This window comes from Corynebacterium tuberculostearicum, assembly GCF_030229345.1.
Lineage (GTDB): Bacteria > Actinomycetota > Actinomycetes > Mycobacteriales > Mycobacteriaceae > Corynebacterium > Corynebacterium tuberculostearicum_G.
The window spans coordinates 78,795-104,062 of the sequence record NZ_JASPGP010000010.1; the positions used below are offsets into that span (position 1 = coordinate 78,795).

Consider the following 25,268-nt stretch of genomic DNA (forward strand, 5'->3'; position numbering starts at 1 on the left):
TGCAACAATTGACAACGTAGCTGGGCCGGCTGGTCCAGAGCGAACTTTTTAATGAGGAGTGAAAAACAGCATGGCTGACATCATCCACACTTTCGCCCGCGAAATTCTTGATTCCCGTGGTAACCCAACCGTCGAGGCCGAGGTCTTCCTTGATGACGGCGCCCGCGGTGTTGCCGGCGTTCCTTCCGGTGCTTCTACCGGTGTGCACGAGGCTCACGAGCTGCGCGACGGTGGCGAGCGCTACCAGGGTAAGGGTGTTCTAAAGGCTGTTGAGAACATCAACGAGAAGATTGCCGACGAAATTGCTGGCTTCGAAGCCGACGATCAGCGCCTCATTGACCAGGCACTGATTAAGCTGGACGGTACCGATAACAAATCCGAGCTCGGCGCAAACGCCATCCTGGGCGTTTCCATCGCCGCAGCCAAGGCCGCTGCAGAGTCCGCTGCACTGCCGCTGTACCGCTACATCGGCGGCCCGAATGCGCACGTACTGCCAGTGCCGATGATGAACATCCTCAATGGCGGTGCACACGCAGACTCCGGCGTTGACGTCCAGGAATTCATGATCGCTCCGATTGGTGCTGAGTCCTTCGCCGAGGCTCTACGCATGGGCGCCGAGGTCTACCACGCACTGAAGGCAGTGCTGAAGGACAAGGGGCTGTCCACTGGTCTGGGCGACGAGGGCGGCTTCGCTCCGTCCGTTGACTCCACCAAGGCTGCTCTCGACGTCATCGTGGACGCCATCAAGAAGGCCGGCTTCGAGCCCGGCAAGGATGTAGCCCTGGCACTCGACGTTGCTTCCTCCGAGTTCTTCAAGGACGGCAAGTACCACTTCGAGGGTGGCGAGCACACCGCTGAAGAAATGTCCAAGGTCTACGAGGACCTCATCGACCAGTACCCGATCGTCTCCATCGAGGATCCGCTGCAGGAGGATGACTGGGAGGGCTACACCGCCCTGACCGCCGCAATTGGCGAGAAGGTACAGATCGTCGGCGATGACTTCTTCGTCACCAACCCTGCTCGTCTGCAGGAGGGCATTGAGAAGAAGGCTGCCAACGCCCTGCTGGTTAAGGTCAACCAGATCGGTACCCTGACCGAGACCTTCGACGCAGTCGAGCTGGCTCACCGCAACGGCTACCGCACCATGATGTCCCACCGCTCCGGCGAGACCGAGGACACCACCATTGCGGACCTGGCTGTTGCTCTGAACTGCGGCCAGATCAAGACCGGCGCACCGGCACGTTCCGAGCGTGTAGCTAAGTACAACCAGCTGCTGCGTATCGAGCAGGAGCTTGGCGACGGCGCAGTTTACGCCGGCCGCTCCGCTTTCCCGCGCTTTAAGGCTTAATCGCCTCCTTTCGTAGCGCCCTCGCATTGCCGCGGGGGCGCTTTCGCATGTCTAGGTATTGCTGCCAGGTTTGCTTCCAATTCACGGTTCGCGGCGCTAAAGGCCCTTGGGCACGGTCAATTTCGAAGGTGCCGTCCGAAAAGAGCCACGCAACGTCTCCAGTGATGGGATCCATGATGTAGCGTGCCCTACCATCGGTCTTCACGTTGTGGTGGTGTTGACAGAGAGTGACAAGATTATCGACGCTCGTCGGTCCGCCGTCGGCATACTCCACTCGATGATCAAGCTGGCAGTAATGTGCAGGCATGGAACACCCTGGCCAACGGCACGTGGCATCGCGACCGTGGACCCATGTCCTGATTTGTTCGGTGGGAACGTAGGAGGAAGTTTCTTCTGGGCACAACTCGCGAGTCATCGAGTAATTGCTTAAATGCTCCGTAAGAACGCACCATCCCGCCGAAGGTATGTATACCCGAGAAGCATCGTCACCCGCTGCATAGGTGTTTATAACTACTTTTGTCTGGGTGCGATTAAAAATCAGCGCTTCCAAAGCCTCTGGCTTGGTGATGTTCTTCTTTCGCGCTGCTTTATCGATGTGTCGTGAAATAGCACTGGCGGTTGCTTTATCCGTTTTCAGGGTGATGGTGGCTTGGCCTTTGGAATAAGAAATGGAAACGGATCGCTCGATTTCCTTCTCAATTTCTGGCTTGAGAATTCCGTCGATGTAGTCGCGCAAGAATCTACGGATTTCAGATTCCGTGGGGACATGTTGGGCAGGTTCCTTTGGGGTGAGGAAGTCTGCAAGGGCGGCATCGACTAGTTGGATGCCCTCGGCGTCGTCGCCAAGCGGGGCAAGCTCGGCATCAATAACGTGCAGCCGCGGGAGGTCAAGAATCCAATGTTCGGTCTGTACCGCCGTGGTTAACGGCAACTCACGCATGCGCAGGTGAGAGCGCAGAGCGGATAAGACGCGCCAGTAGCTCAAGCCCACCCGCTTAGCTAAAGCAGTGGTAGTGCATTCGACATCGTTTTCTAATCGCGGAAGCACGGATTGGTATAGCTGCCAGGATTGAATGCGTTGGAGCATGCCCAAAACGCAAACCGTATCGTCGAGGTTATTGGTAGAAAAATAAGCTTTCTTTGGTGGTGCGTCGCTGGCTGTCACGGAAAGTTCCCCCTCTGAAATGAATCGCACACCCAATCGAATTTCTGCCCCTAGTATAAGTCACCTTTTCGGCGCGTGCAAGGGGTAAAACGAAAGAGTGTGCGAAACTCCGGGGGTTAGTAACTAAAAACGTTGTCAGCTACTGCTTCGAGTTCCTTATCGTCATATTTGTCACCGCAGGTGGCGAGGGAACCCACGCCAGCCATGTACATGGTAAAAAGCTTGTCTAGGACGGGAGAAGCCGCTGATATTTCAAGCTTTTCGTAGACGGGAGCGTATTTCCTATCGAACTCCTCAAGGCTAGGGACGAGTTCTTCAAATGCGCTGTCGCCATGGGTTAGCAAATACTTGGCGTCGTCCAGGATTTGCTCATTCTCGCAGGCAACAGCTCCAGCCTTCTTCAATGTTGTGGCATTGACCTCGTAGCTTGTTGGTCCGTCGGGCTCTTCGGAAGCCCCAGCGCCGAACAGGTCTAGGTAAAAGTCCGGGATAGTGCCATGTTCTTTTATATGGTAAATGAAGCCGCTTTTGGTGTTGAGGTCGTGTTTTCTGCTTGTGGTGGTGGGGGTTTGGCTGCTGGTAGGGCTTTCGCTAGTGGGGGATTCCGCTTTGGTGGCTGCTTCTTCTTTGTGGTCGGTCGAGCTGCACCCGGTAAGTAGGGTGCCTACGGCGGCTAGGAGGAGGAGACGCTTGAGGGGCATAGCTATTCCTTAAGTAGGGAATCTGGTTCGAAGCTCTAGCTGGAATGGATGGACTCAGCGACTTTTTCCAGTTCTTCATCGCTGAATTCATCGCCGCAAGCCATCACGGCACCGAGTGAGGTCATCGCTGCAGCCATGATCTTGTCATTGTCTGGTGCGTCATCGGGGATGTTCAGTGCTTCAAAAACATCACTGTATTTATCATCAGAGCCGCTGACTGATGACATAACAGCTTCCCCAAATTTGTCGGTGTTTCCTCGGAAATATTCCTTTGAAATGTCGAGCAGCTCGTCATTCTTGCAGGTAGCTTCGCCGGCCTTCTTCACGGAATCCGCGTTGGTTTCAAAGGTCTCGGGCTGATCGTCGCCCTCGAGCTGGTCAGCATCGTGGTTGATGTAATCATCCGGCAGGGTTTTGTACTCCTTGAGAAAGTCGGCCATGCCGTCCTTGGTGTTTAGGTCGTAGCCGTCTCCGTAGACGGGGTATTCGCCGTCTTGGGCGGAAGGGCTGCAGCTGGCAAGGAATAGGGTTGCGGTGAGAACGGGGAGGAGGCGCTTGAGGGACATGAAACTTCCTTCCTGGGAGGGAGAATTTCTTTTAGTGTATCCAAATTGCGCGTGCCACGTCCCTGTTACAGGAGTGACGGCGTTAGGATTAGAGGCCTATGGCACGCGAAAAGAAGACGCAGCGAAACCGGAGCCGCACTAGGGTTCCGGTGGCCTCGCGTGCTGCGGATATCCGCAAAGCTCAACGTGCACAACTGAAGCAGAAGCAGAAGCCGGACCGGATGAGTATTGCCGGAGTGGGCGTGATCGTGGCCATCGTGCTTGTGGTCTTGTTTGCTATCGCTATTCCGCTGCGCAATTACTACCACGGCCGGTCCGAAATTGCCCGCCTCAATGAGTCAATCGCCGCCAAGCAGGATGAGAAGGCTGCTTTGCTGGAGAAGATCGATAGATATAAGTCTGATGAGTACATCAAGCAGGAGGCGCGGCGCCGATTCGGGGTCGTCGATGAGGGCGAGACCGCCTACCGCATCATTGACCCGCAGATAAAGCCGGATGACCAGCTCACTACAGATGGTCAGAAGGAAGAAGATTCCCGCGAATGGTACGAGGTTTTGTGGGATTCCGTGGCTGAGCCCCCTGAGGAGGAAGCTCCATCCGAGCAGGTAAATCATCTTCCGATTGAGCCGGCGCCGGAAGAGAATCCAGATGTGCGATAATTGTCCGCATGACCGTCACTGATGCAGATATCGCTGTAGTAACTGAGCAATTGGGCCGCACCCCGCGCGGGGTCCTAGAGGTTTCTTATCGCACGCCGGATGGGCAGCCCGCGGTAATTAAGACGGCGCCCAAGCTTGCCGACGGCACCCCATTCCCCACCCTCTACTACCTCACCGACCCACGGCTTACTGCCGAAGCCTCACGCTTGGAGGTTGCCCACGTTATGAAGTGGATGGAGGCCCGCTTGGGTGAGGACGAGGAATTGGCTGCCGACTATCAGCGCGCCCACGAATACTTCTTGGCCAAGCGCAATGACATCGAAGACCTTGGCACCGATTTCTCCGGTGGCGGCATGCCCGATCGGGTCAAGTGTCTGCATGTGCTCATCGCATACGCGCTTGCTGAAGGCCCGCAGCATTTCCGTTTGGGAACTGAAGCGGTTGCCATGGCTGCTGACCACGGCAAGCTTCGAGGCTCTGCCATCCCGCAGGATTGGCCCAGCGTCGAGGATCTGGGGATTGACTTGGCCCAGTTCGATTTCTCTAACGCGGAATAGGAGGGCTGCTATGACTCGCGTTGCTGCGATTGATTGCGGTACCAATTCGATTCGCTTGCTCATCTCTGAGATTCAGGATGACGGAAAGGTCCGCGATATTACCCGCACCATGGAGATCATCCGCCTAGGAGAGGGAGTCGATGCCACTGGCGAAATTGCCCCTGCGGCCCTAGACCGCGCCCGCGTGGCCTTGGAAGGCTACGTACGCCAGATGAAGTTTGAGAAGGTCACCCGCGTGCGGATGGTCGCTACCTCCGCTACTCGCGATGCCAAGAATCAACAGGAATTCTTCGACATGACCGCTGAGTTGCTCGGCCAAATTCAGCCTGGCGCACAGGCCGAGGTCGTCTCGGGCGAGGAAGAGGCTCTGCTGTCTTTTAATGGCGCCGTGGCCGATGTGGAGCCAGACCGCGGGCCATTCTGTGTCATCGATCTGGGCGGCGGTTCGACCGAGTTTGTCGTAGGCACGGCAGATGGCGATATCTTGGGCACCCACTCAGCCCGCATGGGGTGTGTCAGGCTAACCGAGCGCATTATGCGTACCGATCCGCCTACCGAGTCGGAGATTGAGATTGCTTCCGAGTACGTCGGCGAGCGCACGGCAGAAGTGGAGAAGATAGTACCTATTTCTAAGGCCCGTACCATCGTCGGCTGCGCAGGCACCTTCACCACTCTTTCCGCATTGGCTCAGGGTCTTGAGCGCTACGACGCCGATGCCATCCACGGTTCTGAGCTCCGCTTCGATGCCCTGCGCGTGCTTTTGCAGCAGCTAATTAGCCTGCCTTCCGACGTCCGCGCCCTCAACCCCGTTATTCACCCCGGCCGTGCCGACGTCATTGGCGGTGGGGCGGTAGCCGTCGAAGGCATCATGCAGCTTATCGAGCGCAATTGCGATGCGCGCAGCTTTTTCATCAGTGAAAAGGACATTCTCGACGGCATTATCGCTGGTCTGGCTGCGGAGGGTACCCCTCGTTAACTCCTGCAGGGTGAGGTGGCCTAAAATATTCCTTGCCCTTGCCCCCATAGCCCAATCGGCAGAGGCAGTCGACTTAAAATCGATTCAGTGTGGGTTCGAGTCCCACTGGGGGCACCATGTGAAGTCTCGAGACATCGTTCCGGTCGGTGTCTCGAGGCTTTTCTCGTCAACAGGTCTCCACAGACTTTATGCGGAAGCTACCCACAAAACTTCTAGCTAAATGGAAAGAATATGGAACTTTATGGGGTGGTGTCTCGTTAAATGGGGTGAGATAGCTAAATTGCACCTCTCTTAGAAAGGACAACCGTGCGTTCAAGCAATCCGGTAATGAGTTCTCTGACCGAAAATAGTAGCCGCCAAAATTCTGGTTATGAAGGCGTATCTACTCGTCCCATGACCGTGGATGACGTAGTGACCAAGACGGGCATTACCCTCGGCGTTATCATCGTCGCCGCAGCCATCAACTTCGCCCTGGGAATGCTAGTAAGCCCAGGTATCGCCATGGCCTTGACTCTGGTCGGTGGTATCGGTGGCTTCATTACCGTGCTCGTTGCCTCTTTTGGCAAGAAGTGGGGTTCTGCTGCAGTCACCCTGATTTATGCCGTATTTGAAGGCCTATTTGTCGGTGGATTCTCCTTGATGTTCGCCAACGTCAACTTCCAGGGCGAGGGCGGCATGGCCATCATTGGCCAAGCGATTGTCGGCACGATTGGTGTATTCATTGGCATGCTGATTGTGTACAAGACTGGCGCAGTGAAGGTGACTCCGAAGTTCACCAAGATCCTTTTCGGCCTGATTGCTGGCGTTGCTGTGATGGCTCTTGTTAACTTCCTGGGCGCGATTTTCTTCGACTTCAACCCACTGCGTGATGGTGGCCCGATTGCCATCATCTTCTCGCTTGTCTGCATCGTTCTTGGCGCCCTGTCCTTCCTGACCGACTTTGATCAGGCTGACCGCATGATCCGCGCTGGTGCTCCTGCTAAGAACGCTTGGGGCGTAGCTCTTGGCCTCGCTGTGACCCTGGTCTGGCTCTACACTGAGATTCTCCGTCTGCTGAGCTATTTCCAGCGAGACTAACTGACTCTTTTGTATTGGCCCGCACTTCGGTGCGGGCCTTTTTGATGCCGAAAAAATCGCTTACAACCGTGTAATTTCTGGGGTAGTGCTGGGGGATAAAGTGCGGGTTTAGCCTTCATTTGGTCTACAAAACCACTCCCAGGGGTGGTACAGCTAATGAGCAGGAAATTTCGCCCTCTAGACGTTATGGATGTGACATATGGGGCAAATAATTTTGTTAAATTGCCGTTAACCTTTGCGGTTGCGTAGAAAATTCTTGGTGCCTCATGCATGCTGTGTACCGGAACGGGAATTACGAAGTGAAAAGTTCTCTGTTTCACTTTTCCTGTTCCTCTCGTCAGGAAGTGAGTGCGCGAAGGATTGTTGTGAAGCGTCAGGTCACCGTAGCAACGTTGATGGTCAGCAGCACCGTTATGCTGAGTAGCTGCGTTGCGGATATCGGTACGAGGAGCGCGTCAGAGGAGACCGCCAAGGTCGACGAGGCTGGCGGCATTAGTTCGGCCGACGGTGCAGGGGGAACCAACGGGGACCCGGGGGATGATGCGGAAAGCAATCAGGGGGAATCGGCACACGCCAATGGCGGGAAGAATGCGGACGGCGCCGGCCAACCGGGGGAGGCCGGCGCCACGGGGTCGGGAGACACTTCCGGCGTCCTACCGCCACTGGGGGAATTCGATCCGGCAGACCCGAGCTTCGAGCTTTTTGATCCGTGTACGGAGATTCCTCGCGAGCATCTTCGAGCCTTCGGACTCGGTGAACAAATTGAGGAGTCAGGACAGCAATCGGGGTTTTCCTTTTGTGCTTTTGACAGTGTCGAAGGCTCTGGAGGAGCTGTCATTGGATTGACTACTTCTAGGCAATCATTTGATGGCGCAGAAATTCAAGTAGCCTCCCTATCTGACGGTGGGGGACACAGTGCGCCGATAGTGCAGATCGAAAGTGAATTGTTCGGGGATATGTTCTGTACTGTCGGCGTTTCTACTTCGCGTGGAATTTTAAAAGTTAGTCATTCTGGGAAACGACCTGACGATGACTACGAAGCTAAATGTTCACAGGCCGAAGAACTGCTAAACAAATTTTACTGAAAATAAAAATCGGGGGAATTATGGAATTGCGACCGGACAACATCATGGCTACTGCTATGAAAACGGAAAATCTGAAGGAGGAAATTGCACTATCTGGAGGTCGCACATATTCGCCTCTTGATGCTGGATTTTCTCCCGTTGTTGGAATCGACCATGTGGGAGCTGTTCACCAACGAGTTCTTGAAACCGATCCTGGCTCTGCTCGGTCTTCGTTGAAGGCATTTTCGGAACAGTTGGATTGGCTACAAGATAGCCTGGGTAGGGAGGCTCGAGGATTTCAGGCGCAGGAGGACGCGAATAGTCGGGGAATGGAGATCGCGGATGCGGGTGGGGATATCGGCATTGAGTCGATGCCGATTATGAACCAGCCGGAGCCGGGGTACAGCCCATTTGGGTTTTCCATGCCGGTGGTGAATGTCGGTACGGACATTGTGAAGCTGGCTACAGACCTAATGTCGACGCAGATTTGGAATGTGTCTGAGGCGAATGCGCGGTGGAGCTCGTTGGCGTCGGAAGTCGACGATATCGTTAGCGGGTTGCAGGAAGCAGCCGGGTCTTTGGAAGGCGAGAACGACAGTGAGGCAACGTCGAGGGCGGCGGCCAAGATTAGGGAAGTGGCGGCGTCGGGAAGCCACTTTGTAGCAAATGCCAAGGTCATGGGGGAGAAGCTGACCGGATTCCACGCCAAGCTGATGGGCATGCAGCCAACTGCGATGGCCATGGCGATGGAAGTGATGGCTATTCCAGAACCGGTTGAGCGCGAGATTGCGGAAAAGGCCGCATTGGCCGCATTGCAGCCTGACCTGCAGCGCTTCGCGGTTGAGGCAATGCCGTACCAGCACGCTTTGATGGAACAATCGCCGGCTTCGGGAGGCGGCGGTGTCGACGCGGGCCTTGCCGGAGTTGACGGTGATGGGCAGCGCTACACCACCGATGCCGTGGTATGGCCAAAGAAGATTGCGGAAGCGATAGCGCGAGGAGATTTGGGGCCGGGGAACTTCGACGTCGTCAATGGCAATGTGGACGGGCTAGAAGCAGTGGGGATGAGCCCACAAGAAATTAATGATTTTCACCAGCAGATGCATACTAGCGGCAGAAATGCGCTGGAAAAGCTGGGCCTGGGAGACCACGTAGCCATCGGCGGAAATGAAGTATCCACCCAAGGTGCATCCATGCCGGGCGTAACTGCGCCGAATGGGGCGATGGGGCAGGTTCCTAGTGGTACAGCGCATCCGGTTGCCCCAGGAGCAACTGCAGGCGCGCTCAATAACAGCGGTGCGATGGCGCCGGGAGCTACAGCGCAATCCGCCAATACTGGGATGGCGCCGATGATGGCAGCCGGAAGGCCTGCGGATGCGGGCCGCGGCGTACTCGGCGGTCAGTCGCTACGAGGCGGAATTGGATCCGCTGCAGGAAATGTAAGTGGCAGCGCCAATATTGCGCGTGCCGGAAGAGGAGCGCAGTCGGGCCTGCACCTTGGACGAGGAGCCGGAGCGCCCTACGCCGGTGTCGGTTCGAGCATGCGCGCTGGCCATAGCAATGCAATCGGCGGCGGTTCGGGCATGCGCGCTGGTCTTGGCAGCGGTGCTGGAACCGGTGCTGGTGCGGGCATGCGGCCCGGCGTGGGTGGCGGCCTTGTTCCAGGAACAGGTGGCGGCGAAAGCGCTGCGGCAGCGCGCGGTGGCAATGCAGGCCGCTCAACCGGAGGGGTGCGAGCCTATGGTCCAATGATGGGGATGCGCGGAGGCAAAGACAGTGAGAAAAAGCGCGTAAAGTCCGTCACCACGCAGGTCGAAAGGGACCCGAATAAGCGCGACCTCCTGGGGGAGCCGCCCGCCGTCGTACCCGGTGTCATCGGGGATTGGGTGCGGGAAATGGACCCAGGAAAATAGCATGAAAAAAGGGCCGAGGAAATCCCTCGACCCTTCAAGCTTTATTACTGCTGTGGCAGCTCGGTGGCGGTACCGTTCAAATGCGGCTGTGCAGGCTCTTCTGGAACACCGGACTCGACTACAGGTGCTTCCTCTTCAACAACGGTCTCGGGTGCAGAAGAGCTGGTCTCAGCATCCTTCTGCATCGGGGCCTCACCGGTGAAGGTGGAGGCATTTTCTACCTTGGAATCAGAATCCTGCTGGTTCGGTGGGTGGCAAGCAGCGAGGGAGAGGCCAGCGGTGAAGACCAGGCCAGCGGCGGCGAAACGGGAGAACTTCTTCATGGGGATGTGCTCTTTCTCCAGAGTAGTAAGTGGTTAAAAGTTTAGGACTCGCGTGGAGCAGCGGCCTTAGCAGAATCATACGGCGCTGCGGATTCGATGGTGACTGAAATGGTCTTGCCATTCGGAGCGGTGTACTCGCGGGTCTCGCCCTCTTGTGCGCCAAGGATGGCAGCGCCCAGCGGGGACTGTTCGGAATAGGTTTCCAGATCCTTGTTATCGGAAGCAGCGGCGCGGGTACCGATGAGGAAGGTCTCCTTATCGTCCTTGTCACCGTTGTAGTAAACGTGAACTACGGAACCGGTGTGGGCGACGCCCTCCTGAACTGCACCGCGCTCGGTGGTGGCATTCGCAAGAACCTCAGAAATCTGCTTGATGCGGGCCTCTTCCTGGTCCTGCATCTCACGTGCGGCGTCGTAACCGGCGTTCTCTTTGAGGTCGCCTTCCTCACGACGCTCGTTGATCTCAGCCGCGACTACTGGGCGGTGGTCGATGAGCTCCTGCAGCTCGGCCTCGAGCTTCGCCTTGGTTTCCGGGGTGATGTACTGCTTTTGCTGCTCAGCCATTCTGCAACCTTCCGTAGATAGGAATTGTGGTCAAAGCCCCTGCTAATCCCTGGGGCTATAAGTAAAAGTGGAACGGGGCATATGCCCAGTTCTAGGCGCTACAAATCCTAGCACACGCGGCTAGCGGCTTTCCGCGTAGTCAGGGTTATCCATATCTAAGTATTCGGGGATATTGCCGGAACAACCATAGGCCCCGCCAGCTACGGCACGAGCGTTGGTCGGGACGTCGACAGCGATGCGCTGGGTTTCGTTTCCGCCCGCGGGAACAGGGAATTCGCGGCGGCCTACTTCGGACTTGGAGTAGTCAAAGGCCTGGACAATGCAATAAGCGTCTTCATCGGTGTGATTGCGGGTGACATCGACCCAAACGCGGGTGGAATCATCGCTCAAAACCTCCTGGGTCACGATGGACACCTGTGCGTTCACGCGTTCTTTCTCCTGGAAATACCGGAAGCCGAAGAAAATGAGCGCGATAAAAATGGCGACAAAGATGAGTACCAGCGCCTTATTAGTCCAGCTACCAGAGTTCTTTTCAGAGGAGCCGCGGGAGCCGTAGCGGGCGGCTGGGCGAGATTTTCCGGCGGAAGTCATAGCTTCCACTCTAGCCGAGGACCACTGTTTTCCAATTATCTACTAGGATAAACATCTGTTCAAAGAACCTAGATTAATAAGGGGATGGATTTTCAGTGAGCGATTTTCGCCTACTAGCTATCCACGCGCACCCAGACGATGAATCATCTAAGGGTGCTGCAACCACCGCGCGCTATGCCGCAGAAGGCAATGAGGTTTTGGTGCTGACTTGTACCGGCGGCGAGCGCGGCGATGTGATTAACCCCGCCATGGATCGCCCGGGAATCAAGGAAAAGATGGGCGAGGTGCGCCGGGAAGAGATGGCTAACGCTGCGCGGGCGCTGGGCGTACAACATCGCTGGCTGGGCCACGTTGATTCCGGATTGCCGGATCCGGTTGAAGGCAAGACTATGGAGGAATTGCTGCCGGAGGGCTGTTTTGCGTTGCTGGGGGATGACACCATTGCGCAGGAATACGTCCAGGTTATCCGAGAATTTCGTCCACACGTCATTGTTACCTATGACGAAAATGGTGGCTACCCGCACCCAGACCACCTTATGGTGCACCGGGCTTCCATGATCGCGTGGGAGAAGGCGGGCGATGCCGAGTATCACCCAGAGCTGGGTAAGCCGTGGGAGCCGCTGAAGCTCTACTACTCGCACGGCTTCGTCTACCAGCGCATGAAGATGTTCCATGATTTGCTATTAGAAGAGGGGAATACCAGCCCCTATGGGCCGATGCTGGCGCGCTGGGACACCACTTTTGGCGATATCATGGCGCGTGTAACCACCCAGGTGGAATGCGCGGATTACTTCAGCAATCGCGAGGAGGCCTTGCGGGCGCACGCTACGCAGATCGATCCGGCGGGTGCCTTCTTGGCGACGTCGGTGGAGGTACAGCAGCGCCTTTGGCCCACCGAGGAGTTCGAGCTGGCGAAGACTCGCGTTTCTACCTCCCTGCCAGAAAATGACCTCTTCGCCGGCATCGAAGAGGAAGAGGAGGCTTAAGATATGAGCATGTATGGTTCTTTCGTGCTTGCCGCACATGACGTATTTGTACTCGCCCAAGGAACCGAGGGCGCCGAAGGCGGCCCAATGGGCCCTGAATTTGGCAAAGCTTCGCCCATTGGCCTGCTGATCTTGGCGCTTATGGGAGTTGCGGTGTTGTTTGCGGGCTGGAATTTCCATCGCCGTTACTCTCGCTTTCGCCGCCGCATGATGTTTGCGGAAGATCACGGAATCGATCCGTTCGATGAGGAAGCCGTGGATGAGGCGATGAAGGAAGCCGGCATTTACGATAACCGCAAGAAGTCCATTTTCTAGGCGGATAGACTGATGAGCGTGAGTTCTCTCAAGCAGCTGGCTTACCCAGCTTATGAAGCGCGGCTGGCGCGCCTGATCAAGGGCAAGCCGCAGCCTAAGCACATCGCCATCATGGCCGATGGCAATCGTCGGTGGGCGCGTGAGGCTGGTTTCACCGATATCAGCCATGGTCACCGCCAAGGTGCGAAGAAAATCGGAGAGATGATTTCGTGGTGCCGCGATACCGATATCGAAGTGGTCACCATTTATTTGCTGTCCACGGAGAATCTGAAGCGCAGCGAGCAGGAAGTAGAGCTGCTCTTTGACATCATCTCGGATGTGGTCACGCACCTATCCCATAGCGACGTCGGCTGTCAGGTGCGCTTGGTCGGCCACCTCGATCTACTCCCGGATGATATTCGCCAGCGCATGGTGACGGCGGCAGCGGAAACCAAGGACAATACGGGTGTCATCGTCAATGTGGCGGTGGGCTATGGCGGGCGCCAAGAAATTGTGGACGCCGTGCAGAACTTGGTGCGCGCGGAAGCGGAAAAGGGAACTACCGCAGCGGACATGGCGGACCGCGTCACCGCAGAATCCATTGGGGAGCACCTGTACACCAAGGGCCTTCCGGACCCGGACTTGGTTATCCGCACCTCCGGTGAACAACGCCTGTCGGGCTTTCTCCTGTGGCAGGCCGCGTACTCCGAAATCTGGTTCACGGATACTTACTGGCCTGCATTCCGCAAGGTGGATTTCCTCCGCGCCTTGCGGGATTACTCCCAACGTTCGCGCCGCTTTGGCAAATAGGCTCTAGAGCTTTCGCATCCGCACCTGTTCTACCAGGTGATGCGAGCCCTTCTTCAGCACGAGGGAGGCTCGCACACGGGTGGGCAAGATATTTTCCACCAAGTTCGGCAGGTTAATGGACTGCCAAATTTCGCGGGCCTGGTCGCGGGCCTCCTCATCGTTCATGTCTGCAAAGGCAGAGAAGTGGGCGTTGGGCTCGCGAAAAGCGGTGTGTCGCAGAGTAAGGAAGCGGTCGATATACCACTGCTCGATATCGTCGGTGCGGGCATCAACGTAGACCGAGAAATCAAAGAGGTCCGCCACGGTCAACGTGGGGCTCGTTTGTAGCACGTTGAGCCCTTCCAGAATAAGGATGTCGGGCTGATGAACTTCTTGGTATTCCCCGTCCACAATGTCATAGGTGATGTGGGAATAAAGCGGTGCCTTGACAAATGGCTTTCCTGATTTTACGTCCGTGACAAAGCGGAGGAGTGCGCGCCGGTCATAGGATTCCGGAAATCCCTTGCGCTGCATGAGGCCGCGTTCCTTGAGAGTCTTGGTGGGGAAGAGGAAGCCGTCGGTTGTCACGAGCGCCACCTTGGGGTGGGATTCCCAGCGTTGCAGCAGCACCTGCAGGAGACGGGCGGTGGTGGATTTTCCCACTGCCACGGAGCCGGCCACACCGATGACAAAGGGAACGTGCGTCGGAGGATTGCCTAAGAAGGATTCGGTAGCCGTGGTGAGCTGCTGGCGTGCCATGACCTGCATATGGATGAGGCGAGAGAGGGGAAGGTAGACATCAGCTACCTCGTCTAGGTCGATGCGGTCTCCTAGGCCGCGAAGCTTTTCCACCTCGGTTTCCGTGAGCACCTGAGGCATGGATTTACGCAGTTCACGCCAGGTCTCGCGGTCAAAATCTAGGTAAGGACTCGAATCCAATGTGCGCGCCATGGCTCTATTGTCGCACTTGCATAATCCGTGGGTAAAAGTATGCCCCCTAAGGGTGCATGGCACGATAAGATATGCAGCATCCCATACCGCTTGATTTTGAGAAGGGGACCACACCTTTATGGCTTCTTTTACCTCTGACCTCCGCGACCTCGATCCGGACGTATTCGGCGCAATTCAGGGAGAGATTTCCCGCCAGCGCGAAACCCTGGAAATGATCGCTTCTGAGAACTTTGTGCCTCGCGCTGTGCTCCAGGCACAGGGCTCCGTGCTCACTAACAAGTACGCCGAGGGCTACCCGGGTCGCCGCTACTACGGTGGCTGCGAGCATGTCGACGTCGTGGAGGACCTAGCCCGCAACCGCGCTAAGGAACTCTTTGGTGCGGAATTCGCCAACGTTCAGCCGCACTCCGGTGCGCAGGCGAACGCAGCGGTGCTTTCCACCATCGCTGAGCCTGGCGACAAGATTTTGGGCCTGTCCCTGGCACACGGCGGTCACCTCACCCACGGCATGAAGTTGAACTTCTCTGGCAAGCTTTATGATGTCGCCGCCTACGAGGTGGATCCAGAGACCATGCGTGTGGACATGGATAAGCTGCGCGAGCAGGCGCTGAAGGAAAAGCCGAAGGTGATTATCGGCGGCTGGTCTGCCTACCCGCGGACCATGGATTTCGCGGCCTTCCGTGAGATCGCTGATGAGGTCGGCGCTTACCTGTGGGTAGATATGGCCCACTTTGCTGGTCTCGTGGCAGCCGGCCTGCACCCGAGCCCAGTGCCTCACGCGGATATCGTGTCCACCACCGTGCATAAGACCCTGGGTGGCCCGCGCTCCGGAATGATTTTGGCCAAGCAGGATTATGCCAAGAAGATCAATTCCAACGTCTTCCCGGGCCAGCAGGGCGGACCGCTGATGCACGTGGTCGCTGCCAAGGCCATTGCTATGAAGATTGCTGCTACCGAGGAATTCAAGGAGCGCCAGGAGCGCACCTTGGAGGGTGCTCGCATTCTGGCAGAGCGCCTTACCGCAGATGATGCCAAGGCGGCTGGCGTGGACGTGCTGACCGGCGGCACCGATGTGCACTTGGTCTTGGCGGACCTGCGCAATTCCGAATTGGATGGACAGCAGGCAGAGGATCTGCTGCATGAGGTGGGCATTACCGTTAACCGCAATGCCGTACCGAATGACCCGCGTCCGCCGATGGTCACTTCCGGCCTGCGCATTGGTACTTCTGCGCTGGCAACCCGCGGCCTCGATGCCGAGGCCTTCACCGAGGTTGCAGATATTATCGGCACCGCCCTGGTCCAGGGCAAGAATGCCGATGTGGAGGCCCTGCGCGCTCGCGTGGACAAGATCGCCCAGCACTACCCGCTGTATGAGGGCCTCGAGGACTGGAAGCTGGTTTAGTCCTTCACCTCATGGCCACGGGCCTGCGCCATGGTAGCGCGGGCCTGCTGGAGCCATTCCGGCTGCTCTTGGAGGAGCTGATTGATTTCCGCTGTGGTCAGCGGCTTATCCATATCGTTCTTCTTGAGCGCGGTAACAGAGATTCCCAGCTTATGGGCAACCTCGGGGCGGGGATGGGGGCCTTCGCGGCGCAAGGTTTGCAGCCACTCGGGTGGGTTGTGTTGCAGTTCGCGCAGCTCTTCGTGGCTAATGGCACTATTTTGGAACTCGTCCGGCGCGGCGGGCAGGTAGATGCCTAGCTTCTTCGCCGCGGTTTGGGCACGCATGGCGGTGCCGGATGGTTGCTTTTGTTCTTCAGTCACGCTTTTACCGTAGCACTTTCAGTAGACTGTCCTCTATGCTGCGCTTAGCTTTTGCCACCGGTACAGAACCCGGAAAGTGGTTCCGCCGATTCGAGGAAAATACTGCTCATGGTGGCTTGTACACCGTTGATGCGGACGATGCGCTTGCCCCGCTGGTAGCCGGCGAGGTGGACCTAGCTCTTGCGCGCTTGCCGGATGCGCGGGTGGATGACACCTTTCATGTGGTGCGACTTTATAAAGAGGCCCCTGGCATTGCCGTTCCCAAAGACTCGGTCTATGCGGAGGTGGGCGAGGAGCTTGCGCTTGCCGACGTCGCCGATGAACACCTCAACTACCGCCTCGCCGATTCCGGGCTTGTCGATGTCCCCGCCGTCCGCGACGCCTTGCAGGTAGTGGCGGCCAATGTGGGTATCGCGATTGCGCCGCGGCCCCTGCTGAAGGTCCTGAGTAAAAAGCAGGTGGTGCCGTTGGGCCTTAAGGACGAGTCCGTGCCGGTGACGGAGATTGCACTGGTGTGGCGCAAGGACGATGACGGGGAAGCAATTCAGGACTTCGTGGGCGTCGCTAAGGGCCGCACGGCCCGTTCCTCCCGCCAAGAGAAGCCGAAACGCAGCGCCAAGGAAAAGGCGAAGGCGAAGCAAGCGCGGAGAAACGTTAACAATTCGTTACAAAAGAAAAAGAAGGCCCCTAAGCAGCGCAAACGTAGGTAGGCCTTTACTGTTTGCTGTCTACTTCCTGTCTGAGCGGGTGGCGCCAGCTGGGAGTCGTCGTTACGGTGGGCTTTGTTCGTCATAAAGGACGATTTAACAATAAATTTAGGATTAACTTACTTTCTCGATGAAAGGATGATGCAGTAATGCAGAAGATGACCCGTCGTATCGCAGGTGGCTTTGCAGCCGCAACCCTGTCCGTAGCTCTCGTAGCATGCTCCGATGCTGAGGATGCAGCTAACGACGCTAAGGATTCCGCCGGCTCCGTAGCTGCAGACGCTACCGACGCTGCTGGCTCCGCTGCTGCTGAGGCTACTTCCAATGATGACGCTGATGACGCGGACGCTTCCGAGGATGCGGAAGCATCTGACTCTGAAGATGCCGACGACAAGGATGACGCTGACGACAAGGGCGGCGCTACCAAGTCCATCGCTACCGCTAACGGTGACGTAGACGTTCCGGCTGATTTCGCTTCCGCTATTGAAGAGAAGAAGGCTGAGTGGGGCGACGTAAAGAGCATCGAGCAGGGTGACGACGATGAGTTCCTCGCTAACTTCGATAACGGCAACCTGCTGACCTTCGACGACGATGAGGGCGCTCAGCCTATCGTCGGCAAGATTGCTGAAACCTGGAAGGAGCAGGGCGGCCTGGACTCTGAGGTAGGCCTGCCTAAGGCTGCTGAGGAAAAGGCTGCTCAGGGCAAGGGCTGGACCCAGCAGTTCGACGATGGCGTAATCTCCTGGATCCAGGACGAGAGCGGCAAGTTCACCTCTTCCGTAGAGAAGTAAAAGCTCTTTTAGAGCTTCTCCCTCTGCAGCATGTGCTGCAGAGGGATTTTTCGTTTTCTTAATGTTCATCTTGCACCCATGTAATTTCAACCTTCGGTGCCTACTTTGGGTAGCAACCTCGGGGATCCGGGGTGATTCGGAAGAAGTCTGATCTACCGCACACTAAGGGAGAACCCTGCCATCATGTCTCGTCCCTCTGTACTGTCTACTCCGCTTGCCACTACTGATAACACCGTCGCTACCAAGACCTATGTAGTGGATACCTCGGTCTTGCTGTCTGACCCTTGGGCCCTGCGCAAATTTGCAGAACACGATGTGGTCCTTCCTGTTGTAGTTATTTCTGAACTGGAAGGAAAACGTCATCACCCGGAGCTTGGCTGGTTCGCCCGCCAAGCTCTTCGCTTTTTGGAGGAGCTGCGCGCTACCTATGAGGCCCTTGACCAGCCGGTCCCGGTCAACGTGGATGGCGGCACCCTGCGCGTGGAATTGAACCATCAAGACCAATCCTTGCTGCCTACCGCGTTCCGCGGGCCAGAAGGCGACCACCGCATCTTGGCGTGCGCTCTTAACCTTGCACACGAGGGGAAGGACACCGTGCTGGTCACGAAGGACGTTCCCCTGCGCGTAAAGGCCGGCGCGGTTGGCGTGCAGGCGGATGAATATCACGCCCAGGACGTAGTCTTGACCGGCTATACCGGAATGGCGACGGTGCAAACCAGCTCGGATGTCATCGATGCCCTCTATCGTGATGGGGAAGTCATGCTAGACGGCGTCGAAACGGAAAAGGGTACCGCCGTGGAGGAGCTGCCAGTGCACTGCGGCTTGACCTTGGCGGCAGGTGCGCAATCCGCGCTGGGGCGCATGAGTGCTGATGGCGTGGTCGAGCTCGTACGTGGTGATATCAATGCCTTTGGCCTCCAGGGACGCTCCGCGGAGCAGCGTATTGCTTTGGATTTGCTGATGGATCCCAACGTAGGGATTGTCTCCATCGGTGGCCGCGCCGGCACCGGCAAGTCGGCACTTGCGCTGTGCGCCGGCTTGGAGGCGGTGCTCGAGCGCGGCGAGCACCGGCGCATTGTGGTCTTCCGCCCAATGTATGCGGTTGGCGGGCAGTCGCTGGGATACCTACCGGGCACGGAATCGGACAAGATGAACCCGTGGGCGCAGGCGGTCTATGACACTTTGGAGGGTTTGGTGTCTGACAACGTCATGGAAGAGGTGCACGAGCGCGGCCTCATCGAGGTCTTGCCCCTGACGCATATTCGCGGTCGCTCGCTGCATGATGCGTTTGTCATCGTGGATGAGGCGCAGTCCTTGGAACGAAACGTCCTGCTTACTGTGCTGTCCCGCTTGGGGAAAGGCTCGCGAGTAGTTCTTACTCACGATGTGGCGCAGCGCGATAACCTTCGCGTGGGTCGCCATGACGGAGTCCAGGCAGTGATTGAAAAGCTCAAGGGGCATGAGCTTTTTGCGCATATAACGCTGCAGCGTTCCGAGCGCTCTGCCATTGCGGAGCTCGTCACTGACCTATTGGAAGGCGGCAACTAGGCCAAGTTCGTTCGCGTTGGGCGATCTTTATGTGTACAGCGTGGCGAAGCTGGGCATGTCCCAGTAATAATGTTGTATATGAGCGAGAACGCCAAGCAGACGTCTTCGGACGACAAGAAGAAAGATTTCCGCATTCGCCCCTTTACCGCGGCGGACTACCCGCAAATGCGAGAGATCTATGAACAGGGGCTCAACACTGGGCACGCCACCTATGAGACCCGCTCCCTGACCTTTGAAGAATTCAAAGCCGGCAAGATCATGCCTTCGGTGCATGTGGCCGTTGAGGCAAATGATGATTCTAAGGTTTTGGGGTGGGTTTCCGCGGCACCGGTATCTACCCGCACCGTCTTCCACGGAGTAGTGGAGGATTCCATCTACCTAGGCACCGAGGCGCAGGGCCGCGGTATCGGCGGCGCACTTTTGGACCGCCTGATTGAGGTGTGTCAGGACCTGCACAAGTGGGCCATCCATTCGTGGATTTTCCCAGAAAATGCAGGTTCTGCGGGGCTGCACAAGTCGCGCGGCTTCGTGAAGGTGGGCACCTACTCGCACATGGCGAAGATGACCTATGGCGAGCTTGCGGGCCAGTGGCGCGATACCGACGTATATGAGCTTCTTTTGCCCAAGCCGGAGGAAAAGAAGCGGTAGATTTTCCCAGCGCACAGGGATAAAGTTAAGGGAGTAATCGTACCGCATTTCTCTCTAAGGTTTTCTCCATGTCTGTGCGTATTCGTGCCCTTGCTTTGTCTACCATTGCGGCTATGACGGCAGGGGCACTATCTGTCCCTTCTGCGGGAGCTGTGTCCTATCCATCCGCGGGCTCTGTACCTGTAGCCCAATTGGATATCACCCAGGTTGATGGCGGTGTGGCCTATGTGTATTCCACGCCGGAACTGCAGTCCCATATCGATACAGTGATGCGTCAGTTGCGTGAATTGCGCGCGCAGGCGTGGGACGTCAATCTTCCGTTTGATGGTGCCCGGCTTCGCGACGTCGCTCCGGACCGCACCGCATATATCAATGGCATGACTTGGAGCAGGGGGCTGGAGCATACCGCTCTGCAGCGTGCGGCAGAGGAAAATTTCGACTTTGATCATTATCGTGCGGGCGGTGCGGAGGCGTGGACAGTGAAATCTGGCGCTTTTTCCGCAGAAAACCTCACCGCGGCCTCGATGGATAGCGCCATCGCCAGCTGGTCTACTGATGGCGGATCCGAGAGCGAGTGGAATGGGCTTATTCGCTCCAACGGATTCTTTTATGGCGGCGCGGGCCATCTCTACAACATGCTCAACCCAGCAAATCACTACTTTGCGCAGGCCCAGGTGGGGAGCACGACCGCCGGTCACTATTCCGAGCACGCGGTATCGGGAACGCCAGAACGTTTTGAAGGACGGCACGCATTTCCCATTGCGGTACCTGAATCCGCTCTGGCTAACGCGGATATTCGCTTCACCGGTGGAACCCATGTGGGCGATGCCGGAAAAATCGGCGTAAGCATTGCGGGGTGGAATGGTGCCAGGTTGGCAGTTCCGGGGGCGATAGTAAGCTCGTCTGCCCCCGAAGTTCTTGCGGTGCATCCGGATGGCACCTACGAAGCATTGCAGCAAGGCACGGCCGAGGTGAGCATTACGCCGTACCTTTTGCGTGGCGGTGAAACCCGCCCGGCCGGAGAAGCGACCAGCCAGACGGTAAAGGTCACCAAGAAGCCGGCTATAAGCGGCGTTACCGGCGGGTCAAGCGCCGGCGCGGCAATTGGTATCATCGCCGCCATCGTTGCCGTTTTGGGAATTGGGGCACAAGTACTGCGGCAGATGGGGTTCTGGCAATAAAAAAGCCCCGCCTAGGGCGGGGCATTTTGGGTGCTACACTGCAGGAACGTCCCAGGAACCAAACCAACGCTGGGCCTGTGAGCGCATGTCATCGCTCAAGCGGCTAAAGCGCGGGATTGGAGTACCGTGCGCGCGGGCTTGCGCCACACCTCGATGGGGCCGGCCTGGATTTGCAACGCCGCTTGGAGGGCGCCGGGGCATATCCAAGGGCGGATTCTATGGGGGCGTCGGCAAGCGGGAGTGCATCGCGCAGGGCGTGCAGCTCCTGGCTAGTGGCCTGTATTTCTGCAGGTGAAGGTGATATTAGTCAATCGTTTCCTTCAGTCGCTCCTCGCGCAGTGGCAGGAGGAGGATGAGGGCGACGATAACCAGCGGAACCATGAGGGCGATGACCGGGGTCAGTCCGTCATTGTAGGAGTTGAGGATTGCTTCCTCGATGGGCTTGGGGAAGGACGCAACCAAATCCGGGGTGAGGCTATTGGCACCGCCATTGGCGTCGCCGAACTTCTCCGCGTAGGCGGCACCCTCCGGTCCCATCTTCTGGAAAGCCTCTGGCAAGCGGGTGGCCATCTCATCCTTCATATTGTGGATGAACATGGAGCCAACCAGGGACGCACCCAGTGCGGAGCCGATCTGGCGGAAGAAGTTATTCGCCGCGGTAGCCGTACCCACCTGGGACAGCGGGAAGGAGTTCTGGACGATGAGCACGAGGACCTGGATAACCATGCCCAGACCGATACCGAAGACTAGGAATTCGCAGCCCAGCTGCGTCAGAGAAGTCTCCACGGAGAGGTGGGACATCCAGAACAGGGCGCCGGCGGTAACCGCCAGGCCGATGATGGGGTAGACCTTGTAGTGGCCGGTGCGGGCGATGATAAAGCCCACGCCAGTGGAGGTGCCGATAAGGCCCACCATCATCGGGATCATCATGAGACCCGCCTTGGTTGGGGTCAGGGTGTGCACCATCTGCAGGTAGGTTGGCATATAACCCAGAACGCCGAACATTGCCAGGCCAAGTACCACGCCGGAGAGGGTGGTCAGGGCCATGTTGCGGTTCTTGAATAGGCGAACCGGGATGAGCGGTTCTTTAGCGCGCAGCTCTACCAGGACGGTGATGATGGCGCCGATGATGGTGATGGCACCCAAGCTGAGGATCATGGAAGAGCCCCACTCGTACTCGGTGCCGCCCCAGGTGGTCATGAGGATAAGGGAGGCGGTGGTGATGGCGATGAAGGTAGCACCAAGCCAGTCAAAGCGCTTCATATCGGCATCACCCACGCGCAGGTGCAGCACGAGGGTGCACACGATAATGGCGAGGATACCCAGCGGGATGTTCATCCACATGCCCCAGCGCCAGCCTGGGCCGTCGGTGAACCAGCCGCCGAGGACGGGGCCGAGAACGGAGGACAGGCCGAAGACGCCGCCCATGATGCCCATGAACTTGCCGCGCTCACGGGAGGAGGTGACCTCGGCGATGATGGACTGGGAGGAAATCATCATGAAACCTGCGCCAAAGCCCTGTACAGCGCGGGCGATGATCAGCAGCGTCATGGAGTTTGCAAAGCCGCCGAGGGTAGAGCCCACGACGAAGGTGGCGATACCGCCGATATAGAGCCACTTGCGGCCCAGCATGTCACCCAGCTTGCCGGAAATAGGCATGGCGATGGTCATGGTGACAAGGAAGGCGGAGATGACCCAGCTCATGTGGTCGACGCCGCCGAGCTCACCAACGATGGTTGGAAGAGCAGAAGAGAAGATCATTTGGCCCAAAGAGCTCATCAGCATGGTGAGCATCAAAGCCGAGAAGATAAGCCCGAGGTTATCGGCTCGGGATTGGCCCTGCGTGGGGGCTTTAGCAGCCGTATCTACCATCGCATTCCTTTCATAAAATCTGTTATTAGCGTGAGGGAAGTATCGAGTCGCGCGTGGAGGTCCTTGCTGCAATCCGCATCGGGGGATGCCATCGCGAGCCACAGTGCCTCGCGGACGAGGCCGGCGATGAGCATCGCCTCGGTGCTTGCGGAGCAGCTATCGAGGACGCGAAGCTCCGGTTCTGTGGTGAGGCGTTCTTCAATGAGGTCGATAAGCTCAATGGATTTTGCCCGCTTCCGGCTTATTGCCGCCGCGGCCGCATCAGGATCATTAGAGATGCGCTTGCGGCGGTCCCGGATGGTCGGGTTGATGTGGTGGCCTTCCATATGCTGCCTGACCAACTGGAGGACGAGTCCTACCATGCTGGTCGTTGGCTCAGTGAGGAAGAATTCCCGCATCTCTTCCGTAAACTCGGTGCTTGGAGCACCTAGTACGGCGGATTCCTTAGAGTCGAAGTAATTGAAGAAGGTGCGCCGAGAAATACCGGCTACTTCGCAGATCCTCTCAATCGTGACCGCGCTAAAGGATTGTTCATCCACCAGCTTCGTGGCGGCATCCTCAATGCGCAGGCGCGTCTCGAGGCGCTTCTGCTCGCGTAGTGATAATTCTTCTTGCACGCCATGCAACTTTACACTCGGTGCAAACTTGCACCAAGTGCAAAAGTGGTGATTTTAGAGGTGCGTTTTCCCTAATGTGTGCTATGCCATAGCGCTTGCCGACGCCCCTTACCCCAGGCATGCGAAAACCCCGCCCGAGTCCTGCCTGGGCGGGGTGGCGGTGCGGCGATTACTTAGAAGTTATCGCGGTCGCGGTTAGTCATGCTCAGCACGTTGAGGCGCTTATCCAGCTCCTCCTCGGTGAGGTTCTCGCCGTCGACGAATCCCAGGTCAATAACGGCCTGGCGGACGGTGATCTTCTCGTGCAGGGCGTGCTTTGCCGCCTTAGCTGCGTTCTCGTAGCCGATGGCAGAGTTGAGCGGGGTCACGATGGAGGTAGACGACTCCGCAAAGTGCTTCATGCGCTCCTCGTTGGCCTCGATGTGATCGATGCACTTATCGGCGAAGACGCGGGAAGCATTTGCCAGCAGGCGAGCGGACTCGAGTACGTTGCGCGCCATCATCGGGATGAAGACGTTGAGCTCAAAGTGGCCCTGAGCGCCGCCAAAGGCTACGGCTGCGTCGTTGCCTACCACCTGGCCCGCCACCATGGTGACGGCCTCAGGGATAACCGGGTTGACCTTGCCCGGCATGATGGAGGAACCCGGCTGCAGGTCCTTCAGGTGAATCTCGGCCAGGCCGGTCAGCGGGCCGGAGCCCATCATGCGCAGGTCATTGGCAATCTTATTGAGGGATACAGCAACCGAACGCATGGCGCCGGAGAACTCCACCAAGCCATCGCGGGCAGCCTGTGCCTCGAAGTGATTTTCTGCTTCCTTCAGTTCCTTCACGCCGGTAAGCTTCTTCAGCTCCTCGGTGACCTTGGCGCCGAAGTCAGCGGAGGTATTCAGGCCGGTACCGGTGGCGGTGCCGCCGATGGCCAGCTCGCCCAAGCGCGGCAAGGTGGCCTCAATGCGTTCGATGCCCAGCTCGATCTGGCGGGCGTAGCCGCCGAATTCCTGGCCCAGGGTAACCGGGGTGGCATCCATCAGGTGAGTGCGGCCGGCCTTGACCACATCGGCGAATTCCTTGGCCTTCTTGGTCAAGGACTCGTGGAGAACCTTCAGGCCCGGGATGAGGTCATTAACGGCAGCTTCCGTAGCGGCTACGTGCGTAGCGGTGGGGAAGGTGTCATTAGAGGACTGGCCCATGTTCACGTGGTCATTCGGGTGAATTTCCACGCCATTGTTATGTGCCAAGGAGGCAATAACCTCATTGGTATTCATATTGGACGAGGTACCGGAGCCGGTCTGGAATACGTCGATTGGGAAGGCGTCGTTATGCTTGCCCTCGGCGATTTCGGTGGCGGCAGCAATGATGGCATCGGCCTTTTCCGCATCCAGCTTGCCGGAATCCTTATTTACCTGAGCGCAAGCTGCCTTGAGCAGGCCAAGGGCGCGAATCTGCGCATTTTCCAGGCCACGGCCGGAGATAGGGAAGTTGTCCACTGCGCGCTGAGTCTGTGCACGCCACAGGGCATCTGCAGGAACCTTAACTTCGCCCATGGTGTCATGTTCAATGCGGTATTCAGTCATGTGAAGATCACCTCAGTTAATTGGGTAGTGTGTGCTTTCCAGT

The 25,268-nt window shown here is 57.5% G+C and carries 27 protein-coding genes and 1 tRNA gene; 17 read left to right on the forward strand and 11 right to left on the reverse strand.

All coding sequences use genetic code 11. The annotated features are described in order from the left end of the window. The first annotated feature begins 70 nt into the window (after positions 1-70). Positions 71-1,348, forward strand: a complete 1,278-nt coding sequence (gene eno / locus QP884_RS08155) for a phosphopyruvate hydratase (RefSeq protein WP_005329008.1) — start codon at positions 71-73, stop codon at positions 1,346-1,348. On the opposite strand, the gene QP884_RS08160 is transcribed toward eno, so the two are convergent. From QP884_RS08160 to QP884_RS08170, 3 genes are all read right to left on the reverse strand, one after another. Next, positions 1,338-2,513 (reverse strand): HNH endonuclease signature motif containing protein, encoded by a 1,176-nt coding sequence (locus QP884_RS08160; RefSeq protein ID WP_284821658.1) that lies wholly within the window; start codon positions 2,511-2,513, stop codon positions 1,338-1,340. The genes eno and QP884_RS08160 overlap by 11 nt on opposite strands. A 116-nt stretch (positions 2,514-2,629) precedes the next feature. Then, positions 2,630-3,214, reverse strand: coding sequence for a hypothetical protein (locus tag QP884_RS08165; protein WP_005329004.1), 585 nt, complete (start codon positions 3,212-3,214; stop codon positions 2,630-2,632). A gap of 35 nt (positions 3,215-3,249) precedes the next feature. Further along, positions 3,250-3,780, reverse strand: a complete 531-nt coding sequence (locus QP884_RS08170) for a ribonuclease (protein ID WP_284821659.1) — start codon at positions 3,778-3,780, stop codon at positions 3,250-3,252. A gap of 98 nt (positions 3,781-3,878) precedes the next feature. On the opposite strand from QP884_RS08170, the gene QP884_RS08175 reads away from it, so the two are divergent. From QP884_RS08175 to QP884_RS08205, 7 genes are all read left to right on the forward strand, one after another. Then, positions 3,879-4,439, forward strand: coding sequence for an FtsB family cell division protein (locus QP884_RS08175; protein ID WP_150850942.1), 561 nt, complete (start codon positions 3,879-3,881; stop codon positions 4,437-4,439). An 8-nt stretch (positions 4,440-4,447) separates the two neighbouring features. Further along, complete coding sequence (locus tag QP884_RS08180) at positions 4,448-4,996, forward strand: DUF501 domain-containing protein (RefSeq protein WP_198492793.1); 549 nt, start codon at positions 4,448-4,450, stop codon at positions 4,994-4,996. Positions 4,997-5,006: 10 nt separating this feature from the next. Next, on the forward strand, positions 5,007-5,972 hold the full coding sequence (locus QP884_RS08185) for a Ppx/GppA phosphatase family protein (RefSeq protein ID WP_049379137.1): 966 nt from the start codon (positions 5,007-5,009) through the stop codon (positions 5,970-5,972). 40 nt (positions 5,973-6,012) lie between these two features. Next, positions 6,013-6,089 (forward strand) — tRNA-Leu (locus QP884_RS08190). 210 nt (positions 6,090-6,299) lie between these two features. Beyond that, a complete protein-coding gene (locus QP884_RS08195) occupies positions 6,300-7,049 on the forward strand; it encodes a Bax inhibitor-1/YccA family protein (protein WP_284821660.1) in 750 nt (249 codons plus the stop codon). Between the two features lie 365 nt (positions 7,050-7,414). Beyond that, positions 7,415-8,134 carry a DUF3558 family protein gene (locus tag QP884_RS08200; protein WP_284821661.1) on the forward strand — a complete coding sequence of 240 codons (720 nt, stop codon included), beginning with the start codon at positions 7,415-7,417 and terminating at the stop codon, positions 8,132-8,134. 308 nt (positions 8,135-8,442) lie between these two features. Beyond that, on the forward strand, positions 8,443-10,026 hold the full coding sequence (locus QP884_RS08205) for a hypothetical protein (protein WP_284821662.1): 1,584 nt from the start codon (positions 8,443-8,445) through the stop codon (positions 10,024-10,026). Positions 10,027-10,070: 44 nt separating this feature from the next. Here the strand turns inward: QP884_RS08205 and QP884_RS08210 are convergent, their stop codons facing one another. The 3 genes from QP884_RS08210 to QP884_RS08220 all read right to left on the reverse strand — a co-directional run bounded on the left by QP884_RS08210 (position 10,071) and on the right by QP884_RS08220 (position 11,503). Continuing rightward, positions 10,071-10,349, reverse strand: a complete 279-nt coding sequence (locus QP884_RS08210) for a hypothetical protein (protein ID WP_005323615.1) — start codon at positions 10,347-10,349, stop codon at positions 10,071-10,073. Positions 10,350-10,390: 41 nt separating this feature from the next. Further along, positions 10,391-10,912, reverse strand: a complete 522-nt coding sequence (gene greA / locus QP884_RS08215) for a transcription elongation factor GreA (RefSeq protein WP_005323614.1) — start codon at positions 10,910-10,912, stop codon at positions 10,391-10,393. A gap of 120 nt (positions 10,913-11,032) precedes the next feature. Further along, the gene (locus QP884_RS08220) at positions 11,033-11,503 is read right to left on the reverse strand and encodes a DUF4307 domain-containing protein (RefSeq protein WP_284821663.1); all 471 of its coding nucleotides are present in this window, start codon (positions 11,501-11,503) and stop codon (positions 11,033-11,035) included. 95 nt (positions 11,504-11,598) lie between these two features. On the opposite strand from QP884_RS08220, the gene mca reads away from it, so the two are divergent. The 3 genes from mca to QP884_RS08235 are packed head-to-tail and all read left to right on the forward strand — an operon-like array spanning position 11,599 to position 13,593. Then, on the forward strand, positions 11,599-12,489 hold the full coding sequence (gene mca, locus QP884_RS08225) for a mycothiol conjugate amidase Mca (protein WP_284821664.1): 891 nt from the start codon (positions 11,599-11,601) through the stop codon (positions 12,487-12,489). A 3-nt stretch (positions 12,490-12,492) separates the two neighbouring features. Beyond that, a complete protein-coding gene (locus QP884_RS08230) occupies positions 12,493-12,804 on the forward strand; it encodes a hypothetical protein (protein WP_204609642.1) in 312 nt (103 codons plus the stop codon). Positions 12,805-12,816: 12 nt separating this feature from the next. Then, the gene (locus QP884_RS08235; protein ID WP_284821665.1) at positions 12,817-13,593 is read left to right on the forward strand and encodes an isoprenyl transferase; all 777 of its coding nucleotides are present in this window, start codon (positions 12,817-12,819) and stop codon (positions 13,591-13,593) included. A 3-nt stretch (positions 13,594-13,596) separates the two neighbouring features. On the opposite strand, the gene coaA is transcribed toward QP884_RS08235, so the two are convergent. Continuing rightward, entirely contained in the window at positions 13,597-14,523 is a 927-nt protein-coding gene (gene coaA / locus QP884_RS08240) for a type I pantothenate kinase (protein WP_284821666.1), read from the reverse strand. Positions 14,524-14,641: 118 nt separating this feature from the next. On the opposite strand from coaA, the gene glyA reads away from it, so the two are divergent. Continuing rightward, positions 14,642-15,925, forward strand: a complete 1,284-nt coding sequence (gene glyA / locus QP884_RS08245) for a serine hydroxymethyltransferase (protein WP_005323605.1) — start codon at positions 14,642-14,644, stop codon at positions 15,923-15,925. On the opposite strand, the gene QP884_RS08250 is transcribed toward glyA, so the two are convergent. Next, the gene (locus QP884_RS08250; RefSeq protein ID WP_023021891.1) at positions 15,922-16,251 is read right to left on the reverse strand and encodes a DUF5997 family protein; all 330 of its coding nucleotides are present in this window, start codon (positions 16,249-16,251) and stop codon (positions 15,922-15,924) included. The genes glyA and QP884_RS08250 overlap by 4 nt on opposite strands. A gap of 71 nt (positions 16,252-16,322) precedes the next feature. Between QP884_RS08250 and QP884_RS08255 the strand changes: the two genes are divergently transcribed. From QP884_RS08255 to QP884_RS08275, 5 genes are all read left to right on the forward strand, one after another. Beyond that, positions 16,323-16,997, forward strand: a complete 675-nt coding sequence (locus QP884_RS08255; protein ID WP_284821667.1) for a LysR family transcriptional regulator substrate-binding protein — start codon at positions 16,323-16,325, stop codon at positions 16,995-16,997. Between the two features lie 146 nt (positions 16,998-17,143). Beyond that, complete coding sequence (locus QP884_RS08260; protein WP_284821668.1) at positions 17,144-17,785, forward strand: LGFP repeat-containing protein; 642 nt, start codon at positions 17,144-17,146, stop codon at positions 17,783-17,785. A gap of 183 nt (positions 17,786-17,968) precedes the next feature. After that, on the forward strand, positions 17,969-19,333 hold the full coding sequence (locus QP884_RS08265) for a PhoH family protein (protein ID WP_239235475.1): 1,365 nt from the start codon (positions 17,969-17,971) through the stop codon (positions 19,331-19,333). Between the two features lie 78 nt (positions 19,334-19,411). Continuing rightward, positions 19,412-19,981, forward strand: coding sequence for a GNAT family N-acetyltransferase (locus QP884_RS08270; protein ID WP_284821669.1), 570 nt, complete (start codon positions 19,412-19,414; stop codon positions 19,979-19,981). A 68-nt stretch (positions 19,982-20,049) separates the two neighbouring features. After that, positions 20,050-21,162, forward strand: coding sequence for a hypothetical protein (locus QP884_RS08275; protein WP_284821670.1), 1,113 nt, complete (start codon positions 20,050-20,052; stop codon positions 21,160-21,162). 303 nt (positions 21,163-21,465) lie between these two features. Here QP884_RS08275 and QP884_RS08280 read toward each other — a convergent pair whose 3' ends face one another. The 3 genes from QP884_RS08280 to QP884_RS08290 form a co-directional block, all read right to left on the reverse strand. Beyond that, positions 21,466-23,034 carry an MDR family MFS transporter gene (locus tag QP884_RS08280; RefSeq protein WP_284821671.1) on the reverse strand — a complete coding sequence of 523 codons (1,569 nt, stop codon included), beginning with the start codon at positions 23,032-23,034 and terminating at the stop codon, positions 21,466-21,468. Further along, complete coding sequence (locus QP884_RS08285) at positions 23,028-23,651, reverse strand: TetR/AcrR family transcriptional regulator (RefSeq protein ID WP_284821672.1); 624 nt, start codon at positions 23,649-23,651, stop codon at positions 23,028-23,030. The genes QP884_RS08280 and QP884_RS08285 overlap by 7 nt, the downstream gene beginning before the upstream one ends. A gap of 173 nt (positions 23,652-23,824) precedes the next feature. Beyond that, positions 23,825-25,225, reverse strand: coding sequence for a class II fumarate hydratase (locus QP884_RS08290; protein ID WP_284821673.1), 1,401 nt, complete (start codon positions 25,223-25,225; stop codon positions 23,825-23,827). Positions 25,226-25,268: the final 43 nt, after the last annotated feature.